This is a genomic window from Mesorhizobium loti, from assembly GCA_014189435.1.
GTDB classification, from domain to species: domain Bacteria; phylum Pseudomonadota; class Alphaproteobacteria; order Rhizobiales; family Rhizobiaceae; genus Mesorhizobium; species Mesorhizobium loti_G.
The window spans coordinates 1,340,827-1,360,287 of sequence record CP050293.1 but is presented as its reverse complement, the minus strand read 5'-3'; the positions used below and the strand labels follow the sequence as shown (position 1 = coordinate 1,360,287).

The 19,461-nt window shown below is 65.1% G+C and carries 17 protein-coding genes; 7 read left to right on the top strand and 10 right to left on the bottom strand.

Annotated features, from left to right (window positions below):
- Position 1 precedes the first annotated feature (1 nt).
- The 10 genes from HB777_06570 to HB777_06525 all read right to left on the bottom strand — a co-directional run bounded on the left by HB777_06570 (position 2) and on the right by HB777_06525 (position 10,779).
- Positions 2-1,030: a cupin domain-containing protein gene (locus HB777_06570; protein ID QND63600.1), complete on the bottom strand. Its 1,029-nt coding sequence runs from the start codon at positions 1,028-1,030 to the stop codon at positions 2-4.
- Positions 1,031-1,148: 118 nt separating this feature from the next.
- Positions 1,149-2,753, bottom strand: coding sequence for an FGGY-family carbohydrate kinase (locus HB777_06565; protein ID QND63599.1), 1,605 nt, complete (start codon positions 2,751-2,753; stop codon positions 1,149-1,151).
- A 156-nt stretch (positions 2,754-2,909) separates the two neighbouring features.
- Positions 2,910-3,638: an SDR family oxidoreductase gene (locus tag HB777_06560; protein ID QND63598.1), complete on the bottom strand. Its 729-nt coding sequence runs from the start codon at positions 3,636-3,638 to the stop codon at positions 2,910-2,912.
- 22 nt (positions 3,639-3,660) lie between these two features.
- On the bottom strand, positions 3,661-4,920 hold the full coding sequence (locus tag HB777_06555; protein ID QND63597.1) for a sugar ABC transporter permease: 1,260 nt from the start codon (positions 4,918-4,920) through the stop codon (positions 3,661-3,663).
- A complete protein-coding gene (locus HB777_06550) occupies positions 4,917-5,738 on the bottom strand; it encodes a sugar ABC transporter ATP-binding protein (protein QND63596.1) in 822 nt (273 codons plus the stop codon). Before HB777_06550 ends, HB777_06555 begins: the two co-directional genes overlap by 4 nt.
- 187 nt (positions 5,739-5,925) lie before the next feature.
- On the bottom strand, positions 5,926-7,008 hold the full coding sequence (locus HB777_06545; GenBank protein ID QND63595.1) for a sugar ABC transporter substrate-binding protein: 1,083 nt from the start codon (positions 7,006-7,008) through the stop codon (positions 5,926-5,928).
- 251 nt (positions 7,009-7,259) lie between these two features.
- A complete protein-coding gene (locus HB777_06540) occupies positions 7,260-8,144 on the bottom strand; it encodes an AraC family transcriptional regulator (protein ID QND63594.1) in 885 nt (294 codons plus the stop codon).
- Positions 8,145-8,656: 512 nt separating this feature from the next.
- Positions 8,657-9,139 carry a hypothetical protein gene (locus tag HB777_06535; GenBank protein QND63593.1) on the bottom strand — a complete coding sequence of 161 codons (483 nt, stop codon included), beginning with the start codon at positions 9,137-9,139 and terminating at the stop codon, positions 8,657-8,659.
- Between the two features lie 54 nt (positions 9,140-9,193).
- Complete coding sequence (locus tag HB777_06530; GenBank protein QND63592.1) at positions 9,194-9,448, bottom strand: hypothetical protein; 255 nt, start codon at positions 9,446-9,448, stop codon at positions 9,194-9,196.
- Positions 9,449-9,591: 143 nt separating this feature from the next.
- Positions 9,592-10,779: a Gfo/Idh/MocA family oxidoreductase gene (locus HB777_06525; protein ID QND63591.1), complete on the bottom strand. Its 1,188-nt coding sequence runs from the start codon at positions 10,777-10,779 to the stop codon at positions 9,592-9,594.
- Between the two features lie 383 nt (positions 10,780-11,162).
- Between HB777_06525 and HB777_06520 the strand changes: the two genes are divergently transcribed.
- The 7 genes from HB777_06520 to HB777_06490 all read left to right on the top strand — a co-directional run bounded on the left by HB777_06520 (position 11,163) and on the right by HB777_06490 (position 19,328).
- Complete coding sequence (locus tag HB777_06520) at positions 11,163-12,050, top strand: MurR/RpiR family transcriptional regulator (GenBank protein ID QND63590.1); 888 nt, start codon at positions 11,163-11,165, stop codon at positions 12,048-12,050.
- A gap of 78 nt (positions 12,051-12,128) precedes the next feature.
- Positions 12,129-12,911, top strand: coding sequence for an SDR family oxidoreductase (locus HB777_06515; protein QND63589.1), 783 nt, complete (start codon positions 12,129-12,131; stop codon positions 12,909-12,911).
- Positions 12,887-14,437, top strand: coding sequence for a mannitol dehydrogenase family protein (locus tag HB777_06510; protein QND63588.1), 1,551 nt, complete (start codon positions 12,887-12,889; stop codon positions 14,435-14,437). Before HB777_06515 ends, HB777_06510 begins: the two co-directional genes overlap by 25 nt.
- Positions 14,438-14,475: 38 nt before the next feature.
- Positions 14,476-15,390: a sugar phosphate isomerase/epimerase gene (locus tag HB777_06505; protein QND63587.1), complete on the top strand. Its 915-nt coding sequence runs from the start codon at positions 14,476-14,478 to the stop codon at positions 15,388-15,390.
- An 88-nt stretch (positions 15,391-15,478) separates the two neighbouring features.
- Positions 15,479-16,513 (top strand): ABC transporter substrate-binding protein, encoded by a 1,035-nt coding sequence (locus HB777_06500; protein QND63586.1) that lies wholly within the window; start codon positions 15,479-15,481, stop codon positions 16,511-16,513.
- 296 nt (positions 16,514-16,809) lie between these two features.
- The gene (locus HB777_06495) at positions 16,810-18,360 is read left to right on the top strand and encodes a sugar ABC transporter ATP-binding protein (GenBank protein QND63585.1); all 1,551 of its coding nucleotides are present in this window, start codon (positions 16,810-16,812) and stop codon (positions 18,358-18,360) included.
- A complete protein-coding gene (locus HB777_06490; protein ID QND63584.1) occupies positions 18,357-19,328 on the top strand; it encodes an ABC transporter permease in 972 nt (323 codons plus the stop codon). Before HB777_06495 ends, HB777_06490 begins: the two co-directional genes overlap by 4 nt.
- The last annotated feature ends 133 nt before the right edge of the window (positions 19,329-19,461 follow it).

The window sequence follows — 19,461 nt, the reverse complement described above, 5'->3', positions numbered from 1 at the left end:
CTCATTCCGTCTGCTCGCCGTCCCAGTACCGCCTCACCGCAGCCATGTCGAAAATGCCGTCGCGCCGGCGCAAGGCGTCGACCGCCATCTTGTTGGAATCGGGATAGACGCAGACCTCGTTGGGGTTTTTTTCGCCGATCATCAGATAGCGGCACGGTCCCGTGCCGCTGTTGAGGAAGGAATGCCCGACCGCCAGGCCGGCTGGAAAGCAGACATAGTCGCCGGCCTTCATCTCGTGGCGCTCCTCGCCAAGCAGCAGCGTCACCTGCCCCTCCAGGATCAGCGCATGCTCCTCTTCCAGCATATGGTAGTGCCGGGGCGCCAGGCGCATGCCGGGGGCCGGCGCCTCGATCAGCACACCGACATGATAGTCGGGCCGCCCCAGAGCGGCATAGGTTAGGTGCTTGGACTGACCACCGAACCGCGCCCCCTCGCCTTCCTGTTTCCACTCAACGGCATCGCTGGCAACCGGCGGAATCGGAGTGGCTGCTGCCTTGGTGACACCGGCCATCACATCCGACGGCGGCGGGTCGCCCGCGGCAAGGCCGGTGTTCTCGCCGTCCCAGTAGCTTCGGGTTGCCGCGAGGTCGAAGATCGCACGGCTGCCCAGCGCGCGCACCAGAACCTTGTTGGAGGCGGTGTAGACGACAACGTCGTTTGGGTTGCGCTCGCCGACGATGACATAGCGGCACGGCGCGTCGCTGCTGTTGATCAGGCAATGCCCCGCCGCCGCACCGGCCGGAAAGCAGATGTAGTCGCCGGCTTTCATGGCATAGGAGGCGTCGCCGACCTGCACGGTGAGCGCCCCCTCGAGGATGAAGACATGCTCTTCCTCGAAAATATGGTAGTGCGCCGGCGAGGTCTGCTTGCCCGGCGGCAACTCCTCGATCGCCACGCCGACATGGTAATTCTCACCAAGCGCGGCCTGCGACAGATGCCGGTAGCGCACACCGAAGCGCGGCACATCGGACCATTCGGTCCACGGCACGCTGTCCGATGCGAATGGCACTGGCGATTTGTCGTCTGCCATCAGGCCTCCTGCTCCTGCCGCCTACCGTCGTCGCGACGGAACAAAGCTGCCAGCTTCCGGCCAAACCGCCAAGCGGTGCTCGCCACACTCCTGACAAAGCAGACAGGAGCCGCTTGTCTCAGCCTCGGATCGCCTTGCCGGTTTGCTGCAGCAGCTCGAACGCGGCGAACCGCTTGGCGTGCCAGTCCGCCAGCGCGGCATTGGGATGATAAACCTCGCCGAGTTCCGACATGCCGGCCATCGCCGTCACCAGATCCTTGTAGGTCGCGGCGGCGACCGCACCCAGCATCGCCGAGCCGAGCAGCACCGGCTCCGGCGAGGTCGACGCCACCACCACCATGCCTGTCGTGTCGGCAAGCAACTGGCGCACCAGCGGGCTTTGGCCGGCGCCGCCGCTGACGACGATGGTGTCGACCGGAATGCCCTTGTCATGCTCGGCCCGCACGATCTGGCGCGCGCCGTAGCCTAGCCCGCAAACCCCGGCGACATAGAGCCCGACCAGGCTGTCGAGGCTGGTGTCGAGATCGAGCCCGGCAATCAGCGCACGCGCGTCCGGATCGGCGAAAGGCGCGCGGTTGCCGAGAAACTCCGGCACGACATGCATGCCGCCGACCAGCGCCGGCGTCGACGCGGCCCCGTTGCGGCTTTGCGCCTGTAGCGACAGCCAGGCGCTGAGGCTGAGCCCCTCGGCTTGCGCCTTGGCCGCCGCTTCGCCGGCTGCAGGGTGCATACGCACCAGATGGTCGATGGCCGCGCCCGCCGCCGACTGGCCGCCCTCGTTCAACCACAGGCCCGGCACCATGGCCGAGAAATACGGACCCCAGACGCCGTCGACGAAGGCAGGCTCGGCGGTCGACGACATGGTGCAGGCCGAGGTGCCGAAGACATAGGCCATGCGCGACAAAACGCTGCCGAAATCGCCGCGCGCGCCGACCGTGCCGACACCGCCGGCATGCGCGTCGATCAGCCCGGCCGCCACCGCCGTGCCGGGGACAAGGCCGAGGTCCGACGCCGCCTGCGCGGTCAATCCGCTGCCGAGTGCGGCACCGGCCGGCACGATCTCGGTGCCGATGCGCGCGAACCCCTCGTCGGCCAGCGCGCTGAGGCCGATCTTGCGGAAATACGTCTCGTCCCAGCGGCTTTCATGCGCGAGATAGGTCCATTTGCAGGTCACCGTGCAGACCGAACGGGCAAGGCTGCCGGTCGCCCGCCAGGTGAGGAAGTCGGCAAGGTCCATGAACTGCCAGGCGGCATTGAAGGTGGCGGGCAGGTTTTCCGCCAGCCACAGGAGTTTCGGCGTTTCCATCTCTGGCGAGATGACGCCGCCGACATAATTCAGCACCGCCTCGCCGCTGCGGTTGATGCGGCGCGTCTGCTCGACTGCGCGATGATCCATCCAGACGATGATGTTGCGTTCGGGATTTCCCGATTTGCTGACCGGCAAAGGCACACCGCCCTCGCCCAGCACCACCAGCGAACAGGTGGCGTCGAAACCAATGCCGGCGATGGCCTCGGGTGCCACGCCCGATTGAGCGACCGCTTCACGCGTGGCCGTGCACACCGCCCGCCAGATGTCGTTGCTCGACTGCTCGACAATGTCGCCGGCCTCGCGCCAGACCTCGATGTCCTGCTTGGCGGAGGCAAGCAGGTTTCCCGTGTGGTCGAACACTCCGGCCCGCGCGCTGCCAGTGCCGACGTCGATGCCGAGATAGAAATGCGGCATAGTTTCATTCTCTCAAGCTGGGCGAATAGGCAGTAGGCAGTAGGCAGTAGGCAGTAGAGAAATACCGAATGGAGTCTGACCCGGCAATTGGACTGCGGGACGATGTCCACCTACTGCCCTACTGCCCTACTGCCCTACTGCCTATTCCCTACTGCCTCACAAATCATTGCTCTGCGGTAAAATCACCAGATCCCGTATCGTCACATTGCGCGGGCGGGTCAGCATGAACATGACAGCCTCGGCCACCTCGCGCGGCTGCATCAGGCCGCCGGCGGCGAGCTCTTCCTCGAGCTTCGCCTTCGGCCAGTCGCTGACCAGCGCCGTCACCACCGGGCCGGGCGCCACCGCGCCGACGCGCAGGCCGTGCTTGGCGACCTGCCGGCGCACCGTGTGGACGAAGGCCTGCACGGCGTGCTTGGAGGCCGTGTAGATCGGCTCCCAGACCACCGGAACCAGCCCGGCGATCGAACTGGTGACGATGATGTCGCCGGTCTTGCGTTCGATCATGTGCGGCAGCACCGCCTGTATCGAGCGGAAGCAGGCATTGATGTTGAGGTTGAGCATCCGGTCCCAGGCATCGGGATCGCCGGTCGCCACCTCGCCGCCGACATAGGCGCCGGCATTGGCATGGAAGATATCGAGCTGGCCGGTCTTCTCCAGAATTTGCGGCATCATGCTGGCGACGCTTGCCGGCTGCATCAGGTCGATCACCAGCGGGATCGCCTTGGGGCCGAGCTCGGCACACAGTGTATTCAGCGTCGCCTCGGCACGATCGACCAGCACCACGGTGGCGCCGGCCGCCAGCATGTATCTGGCGCATTCGAGACCGATGCCTGATGCCGCGCCGGTGACGGCGGCAACTTTTCCGGACAGTTCTTCGCTCATGTCTTGCTTCCTGTTGATGGGTTCAGGCCCGGCCATGCGAGACACGCGAGCGGCGTGCCAGCGAGTCGACGATGACTGCGATGGCAAGCACGGCGCCGGTGATCATGTACCGAAGCGACGAGGACAGATCGAGCAGCGTCAGGCCGCTGGCGATCGACTGGATGACGATGATGCCGAGCAGTGCCGAATAGGCGCTGCCGCGACCGCCGAACAGGCTGGTGCCGCCGATGACGGCCGCCGCGATGGCGTTGAGATTGACGTCGCCGGTGCCTGCCTGCTGGCTGGCCGAGGCAAGGCGGGCCGCCGACAGCACGCCGCCGAAAGCGGCCAGCATCGAGCACAGCACGAAGGCGCTGGAATAGATCAGCCGCACATTGATGCCGGCGCGCCGCGCCGCCTCGCGGTTGCCGCCGACGGCCGACATCGAGCGGCCCCATTTGGTCCGCGTCAGCGCGTAGTGCATGGATATGACCAGGCCGACGAACAGCCCGAACATCCACGGAATGCCCCGCGCCTGGTTGAGATAGAAGACGATGAGTTCGAGGATGGCCGTGATCACGATCGCCCGCGTGACGAGCCCCCCGGTCGACGGCGCCGACAGATTGGCGGCGCGGCGGCGCGCGACGGTGCGCAGGCCGGTGACCAGCATGACGATGCCGGGCACGGCCGCCAGTCCGAACGACACGAATTTCGGCATCATCAGCAGCTGGCCGAAATTCACCAGGTTCGAGCCGTAAGGCAGGTTGATCGAGCCGGTCGAGCCCAGGATGTAGAGCTGCAGGCCGAGCACCGCCAGCAGGCCGGCCAGCGTCGAGACGAAGCTCGGCATGCCGAGCCGGTTGAACAGCAGCGCATAGAGCGCGCCGATGAAGCCGCCGACGGCGACGGCGGCGAGGATGGCGAGCGCCACCGGCCAGCCCTGGTTGACCCACAGCGTGCCGACCATCGCCGAGGCAAAACCACTGATCGAGCCGACAGACAGGTCGATCTCGCCGACCATCAGGACGCAGACGATGCCGAGCGCGATGACGCCGACGGTGGAGCAATCGAAAAGCAAATTGACCAGATTGCTGCTCGACAGGAAGATCGGGTTGATGCTGGCGAACACCGTCCAGATGATGACCAGCCCGACGATGACCGGCAGCGAGCCGAGATCGCCCGAGCGGACCCGATCGAAGAACCTGCGGATGGCGCCGCCGATCCCCGCCTCGTGCTTGACGCGCACATCGGCGCGGTCGAGCTGCGGCGGCGCGGGGGCGGCCTGTTCGGCTTCGCGGCTCATGGGCGTGGCTCCTGGTTTTGGTCTTGCCTGGCCTGTCTGCGCTCGGCGCGCCGCGACACCGAATTGTTCGACGCGCCGGTGATGGCGCTGACCAGTTCCTGGTTCGAGGCGTCGGGCGAGAAGATGCCGTTGTTGCGGCCAAGCCGCAGCACGACGATGCGGTCAGCGACGGCGCGCACGTCTTCCATGTTGTGGCTGATGATGACGACGCCGAGGCCGCGGTCGCGCACGCGCTCGATCAGGTTGAGCACTTCCGCTGTCTGTGCCACGCCAAGGGCCGCCGTCGGCTCGTCGAGCAGGATGAGCTTGGGTTCGAGCAGCAGCGAGCGGGCGATCGCCACCGTCTGGCGCTGGCCGCCCGACAGCGACGCGACCACTTCGCGGACACTCGGGATGCGCGCCGACAGCTCGTTGAGCAGCGTCCAAGCGCGCACCTCCATCGCCACCTCGTCCAGCCGCAGCGGGTTGAGTTCGCGGCCGAGGAAGATGTTGGCGACGATGTCGAGGTTCTCGCACAGCGCCAGATCCTGGAACACGGTGGCGATGCCGAGCGTCAGCGCCGCACTCGGATCGGCAAGCGCGACCTGCTTGCCGCGAAAGCTGATGGTTCCCGAACTGGGCTGATGCACGCCGGCCAGGATCTTCACCAGCGTCGACTTGCCGGCGCCATTGTCGCCGACCAGCGCCACCACCTCACCGGCATGGACATCGAGATCGATGTCGGTGAGCGCCGAGACGGCGCCGAAATTCTTCGAAACGCCGCGCAGGCTGAGCACCAGCTCGCCTGTCGGAACCGGTCCGTCCGGGGTGTCGATCATGCCAGGAAGCCTTTCAAAACCGGTTCAAAAATATCGGATGAGCGCTGCCTGGCCACCACCAGAGCCACCCCGATGCATTCGGGGTGACTCTGGTTTGTTGTTGGACCATGATCTTACCCGAAAACCGGGTCCCACTTTTCGGGATCATGGTCTGGCGGCCAGACAGCGGAGCGGGCAAGGGTCGCGGTCAGTTCCCGATGCCCAGCTTCTTGCAGCCTTCCGCGTAACGATCGACGCACAGTTCAGCCGCGGTGTTGATCTTCTTGTCGATGATCTCGGCCTTCAGGTTTTCCTGCGTCACAACAGCTGGCGTGAACAGCTGCGAGGGCGTGTCGTACAGCGTCATCTCGGCCTTCGGCGTCTCGCCCGAAAGCAGCTTGACGGCGATGTTGGCGGCGGCCGCCGCCACGATCTCGCTCGGCTTGGAGATGGTGTTGTACTGGTCGCCGGCGATGATCAGCTGCAGAGCCGCGATCGTCGCGTCATTGCCGGTCACCGGCGGCACGGGATCGACGCCGGCCGCCTTGAAGGCGGCGATGGCGCCGCCACCGGTGCCGTCATTGGCGGCGACCACGCCGAGGATCTTCGGCCCGAAGCGGGTGATCTGGCCGCCGGCCCATTGCTGCGCCTTCGGCGGCGCCCATTCCGGCGTGTCGTATTCGGCCAGGATCTGGTAGCCGCTGTTGTCGAGGCCTGCATGGATGCCCTTCTTGATCAGGCCGGCCGCAGCGTCGGTCGGCGAGCCGTTGATCTGCAGCACGCCGCCGGTGGCGGGATCGACCTTCAGCGCCTTCAGGTGCTCGACCAGCGAGTCGGCGATGGCCTTGCCGATGCCTTCATTGTTGAACGAGACATAGAAGTCGGCAGGTGCGGTCGGGATCGGCCGGTCATAGGCGATGACCTTGATGCCCTGACTCTGCGCCAGCTTGACCAGCGAGGCGGCGGCGGTCGAGTCGACGGGGTCGAGCACGATCGCCTTGGCGCCCTGCGATATCACCGAGTTGAACTGCTGCTGCTGGCGCGAGGCGTCGGCATCGGCATTCTGGTAGAGCACCTTGCAGCCCGGGCACAGCTTCTTCATCTCGGCGGCAAAGCCGGGATAATCATGCTGTTCGTAGCGGGTCGAGGCCTGGTCGGGCATCAGGAAGGCGACGGTGGCGTCGGTGACCTCAGCGGCCCTGGCGATCGCGGCGGTGCCGGCCAGCAGCGACAGCGCAATTGCTGCCATGCCGGCGGATTTCCCAGCGGATTTCAATGAAAGTTTGGTCATTCGGTCTTCTCCGTTTCTGGATATGGTTGTAAGAAGGTCGTTGACTGCTTTGGTGTGAAGACACGCTTCCGCCCTCGCCCCAACTGCAATTGGGGACCAGGGCCCGGCGCCGGCCCTTCGAGCCGCGCCGGCATCCTCCGCTGACGGAGGATTTTCAAGACAAGCGCTCTCCATCGCGGACCGCGTCATGCGGGCCACGTCTTCAGGCGAAAAAGTGTTGTTCCTCCCTTGGTTCCTCCCTGGCTCCTCCGTTAAGCGGCTTTGCCCGCGTTGATGTTGTCGGCCAGCAGCCGCCTGAAGCGGGAGGGCGGCATGCCCTTCTCCGCCAGGAACTGCCGGTTGAAATTGGACAGGTTGTTGAAGCCGACCTCGTAGCAGATGTCGGTGATCGAGGCCTGCTCGTCGCTCATCAGGATCTGGCAGGCGAGGTTGATGCGCAGCCGCTTGACATATTGCACCAGCGACATGCCGGTATGACGGCGAAACGAGCGCGAGAAGGCGCCGGTCGACTGGCCGGCAATGGCAGCAAGATCCGCCTCGTCGAACAACTGCGTCAGGTTCTCCCTGATATAGGCGAGCGCCTTGTTCATGCCGGCGGTCATGTAGCCCGAGGGATCGGGCCGGTAGCTGGCGCTGGCCAAAAGCTGGAATTCCTGGGCGCGGCTGAGCAGGCCCGCGATCATCATGAACAGCTCGATGCGGCGCACGCCCTGCGCCTGCATCATCTCTTCCATCAGCGGCGCCAGCGCCTTGCTGGTGCGGCTGGAAAACAAGACGCCGCGCCGCGACGCTTCGAGCAGGTGCCCCAGCCCCGCCAGCTCCGGCAGCACATGCATGGCGTCGCCGATAAAACTTTCCGAAAACTGGATGATGCGGCCGCGCAGCGGAATCGAGCTGTCCCTGGGGATATCGCTGACCCAATTGTGCGGCAGGTTCGGCCCGGTCAGCACCAGATTGCCCGGCTCGAACTCGCCGATGAAGTCGCCGACGAAATAGCGGCCGTTGGTGAAGATCACCTGATGCAGTTCATATTCGGGATGGAAATGCCAGCGCACCGTGTGGAAGGGGTAGCCATGCGACCACGCCTTGAAGGACTCACCGCGTCGTATCTGGACAACTTCCAGGTCCGGTTCCATGTCCGTTTCCTCCCGGGCCGGCACGGATCGTTGCCGCATTCGGCCCACATTCCCTAAACCCGGCCGAATTGGTTTCGGCTCTGCATTTCAAGAGCCACGGTATCGGCTCATGACAACAGGCGCCACCACGATTCAGGGCAACGGATGATACTTTTTTAACCGGGAGAGGGACAAGGAGAGGCGATATTCGGGCAGAACCGCGCCAGCCTTGCTGGTTGTTCAGGCCAAGGCAAGCCCCCTGCCCGGCGGGAGCCCAAGCCTTCGGTCACATCAGCGTTCGCAGGATTTAACTCGACGCGCAAAAGCCCGCCGCCTCGCGGCAGCGGATGAATTCTGTCACGGCTTCAGTCAGTGGGCAGAACTGGGTGGGCTAGCGGTCACGGCGGACAGCACCTCGCGCTTGGCGAGCACCGGCTTCTCATATTTTTTCTTCACGGCAAGTCCCCACGCCCGAGCGGCAGACGGCAGACGGCAGACGGCAGACGGCAGTAGCGTCAGGAAAGGAGAGCTTGTCAAGCATTTGCCAAATCAAGGTCGGACTGAGGGCGCGCATGATCGCGCGGCCCAAAAGTCTCGGGGATCGACGGATCTTTCGGATAGGTTCGCGAGAGGTGATAAAGGTTCTGCTCATCGGTATATCCGAGAAGCTTGCCCTCCAGCCATTCCAGCTGAGGGCACCAGGCACCACGACCTAAGAGGTCGAGAAGCAGCGAATACGCTTCCACCCTCCATTCCTCACCAGCCAGCGCATAGAAGTAGCAATCGATGTTGAATGGGGTGCCATCCGGCCGGTGTCTCGCAACGGTCCGGACGTGTTCCGACAGCGTGCCATTTGCAACGTACCGTGCGAAATCCTGATTGGCCAACGCATCGGATTTTTCAAAACCGCCCACACGCTCATGGGCGAACATGGCAAAGGGCTTGGCTCCAGCGAGCATCATCTCGAGCTCGTGGTTTGTATGTACGGTGTAGGGATAAGGCTCTTTGCCGTTCATTTTTCGGAAGCCTCCTAAAGTCGTCAGGCACCCACCATGACATCGACAAAATCGTCAGACGCCCAATCTGCTTCCGCCGCAGATCAGATAGTAGCAATCCTCGTAGCGGTTGCGTTCAGGAGTGCCGTATTTCGGCATCGTCCTGTTGCCGTGGTGATAGCTTTGAAGAAGGCGTGAGCATTGTGCCACTTTGACCGCCTTGGCATTCGGAAACAGGGTGGCCTCTATGGCTTCGGGCGACGCCAGAGAAACGGCCGCGAGGAGGAGGCACCCGAGACTGGCGGCAAGGAAAAGATATACGTTGCGCATCGTTGTTACCGAATACGGTCGGGCGGGTTCCCTTTCAACGAAGAACCCGCATCATCCTTAACATTGTGGGTAGCGGCGCCCTCGTTTCATCGAACTATCCAGCACTGTCGTACGAGGCTGGAACGGCGCCGGCGACCTTACAGCTATCCCCCAAACCGCGCAGCTGTCCACGCGCCACCCGCCGCATTCGAATCCACCGCCGCGGCAACAAACTTCACGCCGCGCGCGCCGTCGACCACGTCAGGCACCTGCGCCGCGCGTGCCGGGTCCACCACACCACCCGAGCGGTGGGCGCGGATGATGTCGGCGGCGTCGCGGTAGAAATTGGCGAAGGCCTCGATATAGCCTTCCGGATGCGCCGCCGGCATGCGCGACACACGCCGGCTCTCTTCGGTCGAGCCGTGGCCGCCGCGCACCAGGGTGCGGGTTTCCTCGCCGTAGCGGGAGAAGCGCAGCTCCTCCGGCCGTGCGCCCGACCATTCGAGCCCGGCTTTGTCGCCATAGATGCGCACGGACAGATCATTGTAGTGGCCGGGCGAGGTCTGGCTGGCCAGGATCGTGCCGCGCGCCCCGCCGGTCCAGCGCATCAGCACATGCGCATTGTCGTCGAGCCGGCGTCCCGGCACGGCGGTGAACAGATCGGCCGACACCGCCTCGGCCTCGCAGCCCGAGATAAAACTCGCCAGGTTGAAGGCGTGCACGCCGATGTCGGCCAGCACCGCCGACTGCCCAGCGCGTGCCGGATCAGTGCGCCATTCCGCCTGCTTCTGGCCCTCGGCGTCGATCGGCTTGGTCAGCCAGTCCTGGATGTAGGCGCCATGCACGGACACGATGCGTCCGAGTTCGCCCGCCGCCACCATCTCGCGCGCCTGGCGGACCATGGCATAGCCGGTGTTGTTGAGGGTGACGACGAAGCGGCGTTTTTTCAATCGCGCCAGCGCCACCAGTGCTTCGGCGTCGGCCAGCGTCGTCGACAGCGGCTTGTCGCAGATCACGTCGATGCCGGCTTCGAGGAAGGCCGTGGCGATCGGGGCGTGCAGATGATTGGGCGTGACGATGACCACCGCCTCGATGCCATCCGGCCGCGCCGCTTCCGTGCGCGCCATGACGCGATAATCGGCATAGCTGCGCTCCGGCGCGATGCCGATCTCGGCGGCCGAGGCGGCAGCGTTTTCAGGATCGGACGACAGCGCGCCGGCTACCAGCGCGATCTGGTCGTCGAGCCGCATGGCGAGGCGATGCACGGCGCCGATGAAGGCATTGCGACCGCCGCCCACCATGCCGACCCGCAAACGCTGGCGCATCGATCCGTCCGATGTTGCATAGACCATGTTCAAACTCCTCTCGGCAGACTGTTTTAAGGGCTGAAACCCGATATCCTGCTAGTTCCTCGACATAGGTTTTGACCATTCGAGCCAGCACCCGCCGCCGAGTTCTGTGGCGCCCCCCTCTGTCCTGCCGGACATCTCCCCCACAAGTGGGGAGATCGGCTGCCACCAGGGCCTTCGCCAATCTCAGACGTGGCAAGAAGAGCGCCGCCGACCAAGCTGCCAATCTCCCTCCTTGTGGGGGAGATGTCCGGCAGGACAGAGGGGGGCGCCGTAGAGCGCTACTTTTGAACCGTACACGTCCTTTCTGTGAGGCCACATCCTCAATCGAACAAGATTTCCAATTTCCATATTGTAAAACGATCGTGCCGCGCTAGCCTGAAATCATGAGCGGGGCGGGCAAAACATCGGGGCGGTCGATTGCCGACGAGGCGGCGACACGCAAGCGCGGACGCTCGCTGGCGGCGTTGGGCTACATCCAGCCGCAGACCTATGAGGAGCTGCGTGCGGTGCTGTCGTCCGGCACGGTGCATTTCCCCAAGCGGCTTCGCCAGGTCGCCATCTTCCTGTGGCAGCATCCGAGCGACGTCGCGCTTGGCACCATCGCGCAGGTGGCGGCACAGGCCGGCGTGCAGCCCTCGACGCTGGTGCGCTTTGCCCAGATCTTCGGCTACTCCGGCTTTTCCGATTTCCAGGGTCTGTTCAAAGACCACGTCAAGGGGTCGTGGCCGGAAGGACGCGGCGAGCCGCGCACCGAGACCGAGCCCAATCTGCATTTCCTGCACGGCATGGTCGGCGCCTCGCAGGCTTCGCTTGGCCGCATCGAAAGCGGCTTCGACGTCGAGAATTTCGAGAAGATGGTGGCGCTGCTGGCGGCGGCCGACCTGATCTACGTCATCGGCTCCAAGCGCGCCTTTCCCGTCACCACCTATCTGTCGCTGACGCTCTCGCAGCAAGGCGTGCGCAACGTGCTGGTCGACAATGTCGGCTCCTCCGCGCTCGACCTGGTCGGCTGCATCGGCAGGCAGGATGCCGTGCTGGCGGTCTCCTTCAGCCCCTACAATTCGATCACGCCCGACCTCGTAGCGGTGGCGCATGAGCGCCAAGCCCGCATCGTCACCATCACCGACAGCACCTTCAGCCCGCTCATCCCTTTGTCGGACAGCTGGCTGGAAGTGGTGGAGTCGGACTTCGCCGGCTTCCGCTCGCTGGCCGCCTCGCTCGCCGTCGGCATGGCGCTGGTCCATGGTGTCGCCGCCCGCCGCAGCAAATGAGACGCCGCTGGCACAATTGACTATCGGGAATTACCGTTCCATATTTTGAAAAATAGAAACTTTGTTCCGGGAGGAGGAATGGAGCTTCAACTCAACGGCAAGGTGGCGCTGGTCACCGGCGCGACGCAAGGCATCGGCCGCGCCATCGCCGAGACGCTGGCGCGTTCCGGCGCTGGCGGCTTGCTGGTCACCGGACGCGAGCAGACGCGCGGCGATGCTGTGGCGGCGGAGCTTTCACAGCTCGGCACGCCGACAATCTTCGTCGCCGCGGACCTGTCCGACCCGGCAAGCCCCGCTTTGCTGGCGCAAGCCTGCATCGAGCGCTTCGGCCGCATCGACGCGCTGGTCAATGCCGCCGGCCTGACCGATCGCGCCTCCTTCCTCGATGCCGATCTCGACGACTGGGCGTCGCTGTTCGCGGTCAACGCGCGCGCCCCGTTCTTCCTGATGCAGGCAGCGATCGCCGACATGAAGAAGCGCGGCCAGGGCGGCGCCATCGTCAACATCCTGTCGATCAATGCCCATTGCGGCTCGCCGGAGCTGGCCGTCTACTCCGCCAGCAAGGGCGCGCTCGCCACGCTGACCAAGAACGCCGCCAACGCCCACCGTTTCGACCGCATCCGCGTCAACGGCATCAATGTCGGCTGGACCGACACGCCGGCCGAGCGCGCCATGCAGGCCGACACGCTGGGCAACGGCCCCGGCTGGCTCGACGCCGCCAACGCGTCGCAGCCTTTCGGCCGCCTGTTTTCGACGAACGATATCGCGAACCTCGCCGTCTTCCTGCTTTCCGATGCCGCCGGGCCGATGACCGGCACGCTGGTCGACCAGGAACAATGGGTGATCGGGGCGAACCGGTGAGCGCGATCGAAACGCTCGGTCCCGCCCTGCTGGAAAGGCTTCCCGCCGCGGTCCAAACGCCAGCCTACGACCGCGCGGCGCTCGCCGCGGGCATGGCGCATCTCGGCGTCGGCGCCTTCCATCGCTGCCACCAGGCCGAATACACCGACGATCTCTTGTCGCTCCGGTTCGACCGCTGGGGCGTGATCGGCATCAACATCCGCCCGCCCAGCCTCACTGAGACGCTCGGCCGGCAGAGCGGGCTCTACACAAGGCTGATCCGAGATAACAGCCATATCGAGGCACGCGTCATCGGCAGCATCCTGGAGGTGGTCGACAGCCAGGCCAGTGCCGCGCCGGCACTCGAAATTTTGTCGTCACCGGACATCGATCTGGTGACGATGACGGTGACCGAGAAGGGCTATTGCCATATCCCGTCGAGCGGGCAACTCGACCTTAGCCATCCCGACATCATCCATGACCTCGCCAACCCCGAGACACCACGCAGTGTGCCCGGCCTTTTGGCGCGGGCGCTGGAGCGGCGCCGGGCAACGCATGGCCAGCCGCTGACGCTGCTCTCCTGCGACAACATTCCGACCAATGGCGTGATCCTCGAGACCGTCGTGCGGACTTTTGCCGAATGGCACGGCAATGGTTTGGCCGACTGGATCGCGGGCAATGCCACCTTCCCCTCGGCCATGGTCGACCGCATCGCGCCGGCGGTGACGCAAGATGACCTCGACAGCGTCGAGCAGTGGTTCGGCTACCGCGATGCTGCCGTTGCCGTCGGCGAGCCGTTCCGGCAGTGGGTGATCGAACGGAAGTTCGCCGGCCGCGTGCCGCGCTGGGATCTTGTCGGGGCGAGTTTCGTCGACGATGTCACGCCGTTCGAGCATCTCAAGATGCGGGTGCTCAACGGCGCCCAGACGACGCTTGCAACGCTCGGCGTGCTGGCCGGCCTCGAACACACATCGGATGCCATTGCCGACCCGCTGTTGGCGGACTTCATCAGGCGCATGCTTGTCGAGGAAACGCTGCCGACATTGACACCGGTGCCAGGCATCGAGCCGCTGGCCTATGTCGAGCAGAGCCTCGGCCGCTTGCGCAACACAGCCATCCGCCACCGCAACCACCAGATCGCCACCGATGGCTCGCAGAAAATCGTCCAGCGCCTGCTCAACCCGATCCGCGACCGCTTGCGCCAGGGCGAAAGCATCGCACTTCTGTCGATCCCCGTCGCCGGCTGGATGGCCTATCTGATCCAGGCCTCGGAAAAATTCGGCAAACGCTGGCCGGTGTCCGACCCCTATGCCGGCAAGGTCGCCGCGATTGCCGACGCAACCGGCCGCGATGCGCAGGCGCTGGCCGCCGGCATCCTTGCCATCGATACGATTTTCGACCCCGGCCTTGCGGCGAACGAGACGTTCCGCAGGGCCGTCACATCGGCGCTCGACGGGCTGCTGTCGGACGATCCGATGGCAACCGTCAGGCGCAATCTGGAACAAGCCGACACCACACGGTTGAAGCGGTCGGCTCGATCTGCATAGTACAAATCGGTCGTGAATTCACGACCAGGGGAGGCAGTATGAAACTTGGAGTGCTCACCGCACCGTTCGCGGAGACGCCGCTTGGCGAGGTCGCCGGCTGGGCAAGTTCGGCCGGTTTCGAGGCGCTGGAAATCGCCTGCTGGCCGAAATCCTCCGGCGCCAGCCGCCGCTATGCCGGCACCAGCCACATCGACGCCGCCTCCACCTCGGCCACGCAGGCGAAGGAGATCGTCGCTTCGCTGGCGGAGAAGAACCTGTCGGTCTCCGGCCTCGGTTACTACCCCAACCTGCTGCATCCCGACGCCGCTCACCGCGACGAAGTGATCGCCCATCTGAAGAAGGTGATCGTGCTGGCCGCCAATATGGGCGTGCCTGTCGTCAACACCTTCTGCGGTGGCGATGCTTCGAAGACCGTCGACGTCAACTGGCAGGAGGCGCTCAAGGTCTGGCCCGAAATCGTCGCCCATGCGCGCGAGCATGGTGTAAAACTCGCCTTCGAGAACTGCCCGATGATCTTCAGCTACGACGAATGGCCGGGCGGGCACAACATCGCCTATTCGCCGCAGGTCTGGCGCCGCATCCTCGAAGCCTGGGGCGGCGAGGTCGGCATGAATTTCGACCCGTCGCACCTGGTCTGGCAGATGATCGACCAGGCCCGCTTCATCAAGGAATTCGGCCCCTACATGCTGCATGTCCACGCCAAGGATTTGATGATTGATCATGATGGTTTGTACGAGCGCGGAATCCTGTCTTCCGGCATAGGCTGGCAGGTGCCGCGCATGCCGGGGTTGGGCGATGTCGACTGGAGCGGTTTCTTCTCCGGCCTCTACCGCGCCGGTTACGACGGATCGGTCATCATCGAACACGAGGACAGGCGGTTTGAGGGCAACGACGACCAGGTCAAGCGCGGTTTTCTGCTCGCCCGCGACGTGCTGCGTCCTTTCGTCAAATGAAATTAGAGCGCGCCGTATGACTCACCTTGTCAGCGACGCGCTTTAACGACTTGAACTGAAACTGAAAACAATGTGGAGGAAGTCTGAAATGAAGAAAATCCTGACCATGGTCCCGCTGCTTGCGGGTGCTGCTTTCCTAGCTTCGGTGGGCGCCTCGTCGGCCGCGGGCAAATACACGATCGGCATCTCCAACACCGTGCAGGGCAATGGCTGGCGCGAAGAGATGGTCTGCGCCATGAAGGCACAGGCGCTGGCTTCCGGCGAGGTCGCCAAGCTCAACATCGCCCACCGCAATACCGATGCCGCCGGCCAGCTCGAAGACATCCGCAACCTGATCAGCGCCAAGGTCGACGCCATCGTCGTCAACCCGGCCGATCCGGCCGGCATCAAGGCGGGCCTCGAGGAAGCCACCAAGGCCGGCATCGTCGTCGTCGCCGTCGACCAGGCGGTCACCGAGCCGTCGGCCTACATCATCTCCAACAACCAGGAACAGTACGCCTATCTCGGCGCCAAATGGCTGTTCCAGCAGATGGGCGGCAAGGGCGACGTGTTCTACATGCGCGGTGCCGCCGGCGCGTCCGCCGACTCTGACCGCGACAAAGGCTTCAAGAAGGCGCTGGCCGAATTCCCCGACGTGAAGGTCGCGCAGGAAGTCTTCACTGGCTGGCAGCAGGACCAGGCCAAGCAGCAGATGCTGTCCTTCCTCGCCACCGGCACGCCGATCAACGGCGTGTGGACCTCCGGCATCGACAACGTCATCGTCGACGCGCTGGTCGAATCGCAGGCCCCGCTTGTGCCGGTGGTCGGCGCCGACAATGCCGGCTTCGTCGGCCAGCTCAGCTCGGTCAAGGGTCTTGTCGGCGCTGCCGTCACCAACCCCGGCTCGATCGGCGGTGCCGGTGTGACGCTCGCGCTGCAGATCCTCGACGGCAAGAAGCCGGCCCAACAGACCGTGCTGGTCGAACCGCAGCTGTGGGAGAACGCCACCGAGGAAGGCAAAGCCAAGCTGAAGGCCGCCGCCGACCCGTCGCTGAGCCCCGAATGGCCGGTCTCGATCTCGATCCCGGACTGGACGACATATACGAAGGAGCAGATCGTGGCGTGCAAGGGGCCGGGCGAGTAATTTGGGTTGAACTGAATGGCGGGGACGGCCAACTGCCGTCCTCGCCACACAGAATAGCGCTCTACGGCGCCCCCCTCTGCCCTGCCGGGCATCTCCCCCTCAAGGGGGAGATCGGCCTTCATCGATGCTTTGGCCAATCGCCAACGTTGCAAAGAAGAGCGCCACCGGCGGAAGCGCCAATCTCCCCCTTGAGGGGGAGATGTCCGGCAGGACAGAGGGGGGCCTCGTAAGGCGCCAGCCTTCAAAAGCAGTTGGCTCCATAAATACTTGAACAGCTTCAATCGAGACCCAACCATTTGACCACCAGCCCCCTCCTCGACGCCACGGGCGTCGCCAAGAATTACGGCGCGGTTGCCGCCCTTCGCAACGCATCGCTGTCGGTGCTGCCGGGCGAGGTCCACGCACTGATGGGTGCCAACGGCGCCGGCAAGTCGACGCTGGTTAAAATCCTGACCGGCGCCATATCAGCCAATGCCGGGCGCATCCTGATCCGTGGCGAGGCGCGCGACATCCGCTCGCCCGCCGCCGCGCGCCGCGCCGGCCTGCTGCCCGTCTATCAGGAGCCGTCGCTGATCCCCGATCTCGACGTGCTGTCCAATCTGCGGCTGACCGGCACGCCGGTCGAGCCGTTCCGGGCCTGGGTGCGCGAGCTCGGCATTCCCGACCTCGATATCCGCGACACCGCGCGCGACATTCCGCTGGCCGTGCTGCGCGTGCTCGATCTGGCGCGTGCGCTGGCCGTCGAGCCCGACGTGCTGCTGCTCGACGAGATGACCGCCGCCCTGCCCGCCAACCTCGCCGAAAAGGTGCTGGAAGTGGTGCGCCGCCAGGGCGACAGCGGCCGCGCCGTGATCTTCATCTCGCACCGCTTCGTCGAAATCTCGGCACTGTGCGACCGCGCCACCGTGCTGCGCGACGGCGAGACAGTCGGCGTCGTCGATATCGTGCCCGGCGTCGAGGAAAAGATCGTGGAACTGATGCTCGGCACCCGCATCGTCAAGACCCATGTCGCCGCGCGCAGCGCCGCCCAGAAGGCAGCGCCCATCGCTGCCCGGCCCAGGCTTGCCGTGCGAAACCTGCGCGTCGGCACCAAGCTCAACGACGTCTCCTTCGATCTCGCCGATGGCGAGGTCGCCGGCGTCGTGGCGCTCGAAGGCCAGGGCCAGGACGAGCTGTTTTCAGCCCTTGCCGGTTCGATCCGGCCGACCAGTGGCACCATCGAGGTCGACGGTAGCCCCGCTAAATTCTCGCACCCGATCGACGCCATCCGCGCCGGCATCGCCTATGTGCCGGGCGACCGCGCCGAAGCGCTCGCCATGCAGCGCTCGGTGCGCGAGAACATCGCCTTGCCCTTCAGCGCCGCGCTGCGCAACTGGGGGCCGATCAACATGCGCCGGGAGCGCGCCAAGGTGGTCAGCGCCATCGAGCGGCTGCAGATCGACACCCGCGCGCAAGGCGAGGTACAGCGCCTGTCCGGCGGCAACCAGCAGAAGGTGACGATTGCCCGCTGGATCGCCGCGGACGCCCGCACCATCCTGTGCTTCGACCCGACGCGCGGCATCGATGTCGGCACCAAGCAGGAGATCTATCATCTGGTGCGCGAGCTCGCCGGCAACGGCAAGTCGGTGCTGTTCTACACTTCCGAACTGGAAGAGGTGCAGCGTGTCTGCGACCGCGTCATCGTCATCTTCGGCGGCCGCGTCGTCGACATCTTCCCGGTCGAGGAGGCCGACGAGCCGGCGCTGATGCGCGCCGCCTACGGCCTGCCGCGCGGCGTCAAGGCCGATATCGGCATATTGGCCGATCCCACGGCGCATGCTTCAGATGCACCGGGGGCGACGCCATGAGCCATTTCCTGCGCCGCCAGGGCTGGGTATCAGGCCTGTTCGCTCTCTTCGTCGCCCTGTTCATCATCACAAAACTGATCCAGCCGGCCTATGGCAGCGGCGATTTCGGCTCGCTCGCCCGCGCCGTTTTGCCCTACGCTTTCGCCGTCGCCGCGCAGACGGTCGTGGTCATCGCCGGCGGCATCGACCTGTCGGTCGCCGCCATGATGGCGCTGACCAGCGTCACCGCCGCCTCGATGATGGCCGGCGCCTCGGAAGAATACGCGCTGTTCGTGGTGCCCTTCGTGCTGGCCATGGGTTTCGTGCTCGGCGCCGTCAACGGCATGCTGATCGTCGTCACCCGCGTGCCCGACATCGTCGTCACGCTGGCCACCCTGTTCGTGCTGCAGGGGGCGGCCCTGCTGGTGCTCGACGCGCCGGGCGGCGCCGCCGCCGAATGGCTGAAAGGTCTGATCTCGGGCACGGTGCCGATACCGGGCCTGCCAGACAGCATCGACGCCTGGCTGCCGAAGGCGCTGCTGGTGCTGATCGTCTGCCTCTGCATCATCTGGATACCGCTCAGGCGCTCGCGCCTCGGCCTCTCCATCTACGCCATCGGCTCAAGCGAACTGGCGGCGTTCCGCTCAGGCGTGCCGGTCAAGCGCACCCGCATCATTGCCTATGCGCTGTCGGGCCTGTTCGCCGCCATGGGCGGACTGGCGCTGACCATGAGCACCGGCATCGGCGCCCCCATCCCCGGCCCCTATCTCTTGGCCAGCGTCGCGGCCGTGGTGCTGGGCGGCGTGGCGCTCGGCGGCGGCAAGGGCGGCCTGCTCGGCCCCATCGTCGCCGTCTTCGTGCTGCGGCTGGTACGCACGGATTTGACGCTGCTCGCCATCGACCCCAACGTCACCGCCATCATCGAAGGCGCCATCATGGTCGCCGTGGTGATGTTCGGCGCTTTCATTACGATGCGGGGGCGGCAATGATGAGCGGGCATGAAATGAGGCGTTGCGCCCTACGGCGCCCCCCTCTGTCCTGCCGGACATCTCCCCCACAAGGGGGGAGATTGGCTGTCATCGCCGCTTTCGCCAATCTCCAACGTTGCAAGAATGAGCGAGG

Excerpts from the sequence above, each read along its gene's own strand:
- HB777_06570 (QND63600.1), bottom strand. The coding sequence starts at position 1,030 with ATGGCAGACGACAAATCGCCAGTGCCATTCGCATCGGACAGCGTGCCG.
- HB777_06565 (QND63599.1), bottom strand. The coding sequence starts at position 2,753 with ATGCCGCATTTCTATCTCGGCATCGACGTCGGCACTGGCAGCGCGCGG.
- HB777_06560 (QND63598.1), bottom strand. The coding sequence starts at position 3,638 with ATGAGCGAAGAACTGTCCGGAAAAGTTGCCGCCGTCACCGGCGCGGCA.
- HB777_06555 (QND63597.1), bottom strand. The coding sequence starts at position 4,920 with ATGAGCCGCGAAGCCGAACAGGCCGCCCCCGCGCCGCCGCAGCTCGAC.
- HB777_06550 (QND63596.1), bottom strand. The coding sequence starts at position 5,738 with ATGATCGACACCCCGGACGGACCGGTTCCGACAGGCGAGCTGGTGCTC.
- HB777_06545 (QND63595.1), bottom strand. The coding sequence starts at position 7,008 with ATGACCAAACTTTCATTGAAATCCGCTGGGAAATCCGCCGGCATGGCA.
- HB777_06540 (QND63594.1), bottom strand. The coding sequence starts at position 8,144 with ATGGAACCGGACCTGGAAGTTGTCCAGATACGACGCGGTGAGTCCTTC.
- HB777_06535 (QND63593.1), bottom strand. The coding sequence starts at position 9,139 with ATGAACGGCAAAGAGCCTTATCCCTACACCGTACATACAAACCACGAG.
- HB777_06530 (QND63592.1), bottom strand. The coding sequence starts at position 9,448 with ATGCGCAACGTATATCTTTTCCTTGCCGCCAGTCTCGGGTGCCTCCTC.
- HB777_06525 (QND63591.1), bottom strand. The coding sequence starts at position 10,779 with ATGGTCTATGCAACATCGGACGGATCGATGCGCCAGCGTTTGCGGGTC.
- HB777_06520 (QND63590.1), top strand. The coding sequence starts at position 11,163 with ATGAGCGGGGCGGGCAAAACATCGGGGCGGTCGATTGCCGACGAGGCG.
- HB777_06515 (QND63589.1), top strand. The coding sequence starts at position 12,129 with ATGGAGCTTCAACTCAACGGCAAGGTGGCGCTGGTCACCGGCGCGACG.
- HB777_06510 (QND63588.1), top strand. The coding sequence starts at position 12,887 with ATGGGTGATCGGGGCGAACCGGTGAGCGCGATCGAAACGCTCGGTCCC.
- HB777_06505 (QND63587.1), top strand. The coding sequence starts at position 14,476 with ATGAAACTTGGAGTGCTCACCGCACCGTTCGCGGAGACGCCGCTTGGC.
- HB777_06500 (QND63586.1), top strand. The coding sequence starts at position 15,479 with ATGAAGAAAATCCTGACCATGGTCCCGCTGCTTGCGGGTGCTGCTTTC.
- HB777_06490 (QND63584.1), top strand. The coding sequence starts at position 18,357 with ATGAGCCATTTCCTGCGCCGCCAGGGCTGGGTATCAGGCCTGTTCGCT.